The sequence below is a fragment of the Rhodococcus sp. IEGM 1351 genome (assembly GCF_030056875.1).
Taxonomy (GTDB): Bacteria; Actinomycetota; Actinomycetes; order Mycobacteriales; family Mycobacteriaceae; genus Rhodococcus_F; species Rhodococcus_F opacus.
Map to the genome: position 1 here is coordinate 1 of NZ_JASHKU010000074.1, position 2,198 is coordinate 2,198.

A 2,198-nucleotide genomic window follows, 5' to 3' on the forward strand; every position below is an offset into this window, starting at 1 on the left:
CCTCGACGCTGGCGAGGGCGACCTGACCGGTGACGGCACCGGTCGCCGGATTCGTCACGGGCGCGGTGTTGCCGCTGGTACCGGCGAAGCTCTTGTTGTCGAACCAGTGCGAGATGGTCCGGCCTTCGGCGGAGGGCGAGATGGTCCGGGTCTGCGCTGCGCCATCGCTGTGTGTCATGGGTGTCCTTACCGAGAGAGCCGATACGCGGAAACTCCGCGCGAAGTGCGATGTCTTCACTGTGGTCCGTTCACGAGCGCCCGGAGCCCGACGATCTGTAAGGAAATCCGACATCTGCTTTACACTGCGTAAATGCAGCCCACCATCGTCGACATCCTGGCGCTCCCGGTCGTGCAGGCGGGAACACCCGAGGTGATCGGCGGCGGACCGCTCGACAAGCCGGTGCGTTGGGTGCACGTCAGCGATCTACCCGATTTGTCGAACCTCCTCCAGGGTGGCGAACTCGTCCTCACCACCGGCCGGCCGCTCGCGGACGACTCGTCGAGCGTGGCGTACCTGGAGGGACTGGCCGCGGCGGGCGCAGCCGGACTCGTCGTCGAACTCGGCGTCCACGTCGACACTGTGCCGGAAGGGGTGGCGCGCGCCGCCGACAGACTGTCGTTCCCCGTCATCGCACTGCACCGCCAGATCCGGTTCGTCGAGGTCACCGAGGAAGTGCACCGATCGATCGTCGCGGAGCAGTACGACGAGGTCGCGTTCGCCCGGCACGTGCACGAGGTCTTCACCGACCTGAGCATGAAGCGGGCATCGCTCGGTGAGATCGTCGACGCCGCGGCCGGAATGCTCGGCGCCCCGATCGTGCTCGAGGACCTCAACCGGCAGGTGCTGGCCTTCGCGGCGCAGGGAACCACGGCGGCGGATCTCCTCGCCGAGTGGGAACGTCGGTCGCGGCTGACGCCCGTATCGCATCAGACCGCGATCGACGGCCCGGAGTCGTGGACGACGACGCCCGTCGGCGCGCATCGGCAGGAATGGGGACGACTCGTCGCCCCTCGCCCCGTCGCCGCCGAAGGTCGGGCGCGGATGGCCCTCGAGCGTGCCGCGCAGGCGCTCGCACTGAACCGCATGGTCGAGCAGGACCGGACCGCGCTCGAGCAGCAGGCCCAGAGCGGGCTCATCGACGAACTCCGCCGCGGACGCGTCCAGGACGAGGCCGAGGCGACGGCGCGCGCCCATGCGCTCGGCCTCCGGCCGGCACTGACCTACCTGCCGATGACGGTCCGGGTCAGCGAAACCGCCAGCGCCGACCAGGTTCTCGCGCAGCGGCGGCGTGTGAACATGCTGGACGCCGTCCGCCACGCGGTCCGGACGTCGCGGCAAACCGCACTCACCGCGAACACCCGCGCCGGACAGATCGACCTGCTCCTGTCGCATCCGCCGGCGTCGACACCCGACGCGCTGTCCGAACTCTGTGCGGCGATCCGTGCCGCGCTCACCCGGCTCGACGGCGTCCTCCACTGCACGATCGGCGTCGGTCCCGAATCGACCCGGCTCCTGGACGCCGCGGGCGGCCTGACGGAATCGGCTCACATCGCCGAGGTCGCGCTGTCGTTGCCACCGGGCGACAAGGTCTTTCACCGAGCTGCCGACATCCGGTTGCGCGGTCTGCTCGCCCTCATCCGGACCGATCCGCGGGTGCAGGCCTTCGCCGAGACCGAACTCCGCGGCCTGCTGGAGCATCAGGCGCGACACGGCGGCGACAGCGTCGACGTCCTGCGCAGCTTCCTCGAACTCGGTGGCAACAAGACGGAACTCGCGAAACAACTTCACCTCTCTCGCCCCACGCTCTACGCGAAACTGGCCACGATCCAGCGCCTGCTCGGTGTCGACCTGGACGACGCCGAGTCCCGGACGTCGCTGCACACGGCCATGCTGATCCTGCGGCTCCGCCACCCGTGAGTACTTGTTAACGGCGGGCGGTTAATAAGTACTCACGGGGCGGAGCCACTCTCCGAACATCCTTCGACGACGACCGGATCAGGGTGTCGGCATTCGAATAGTCGCGAGCCAGTACCCCAGTATCAAGAATTATCTTCACAACTATTGGCAGGAATGGACGATTTCTTCACCATTGGCACCTACCAATCGAATTTCCGACAGCACGGAGCTCTCATGAAGATCGGCATCCCCCGCGAAATCAAGAACCACGAATACCGGGTGGCCATCACCCCCGCCGGTG

At 67.4% G+C, this 2,198-nt stretch carries 1 protein-coding gene and 1 pseudogene; one reads left to right on the forward strand and one right to left on the reverse strand.

The features are described from left to right. Positions 1 to 178, reverse strand: a pseudogene (locus tag QM806_RS40785) (methylmalonate-semialdehyde dehydrogenase (CoA acylating)); the annotation flags it as partial. Between the two features lie 132 nt (positions 179 to 310). Between QM806_RS40785 and QM806_RS40790 the strand changes: the two are divergent. Next, positions 311 to 1,918: a PucR family transcriptional regulator gene (locus QM806_RS40790; protein ID WP_054248942.1), complete on the forward strand. Its 1,608-nt coding sequence runs from the start codon at positions 311 to 313 to the stop codon at positions 1,916 to 1,918. Positions 1,919 to 2,198 lie beyond the last annotated feature (280 nt).

Excerpts from the sequence above, each read along its gene's own strand:
- QM806_RS40790 (WP_054248942.1), top strand. The coding sequence starts at position 311 with ATGCAGCCCACCATCGTCGACATCCTGGCGCTCCCGGTCGTGCAGGCG.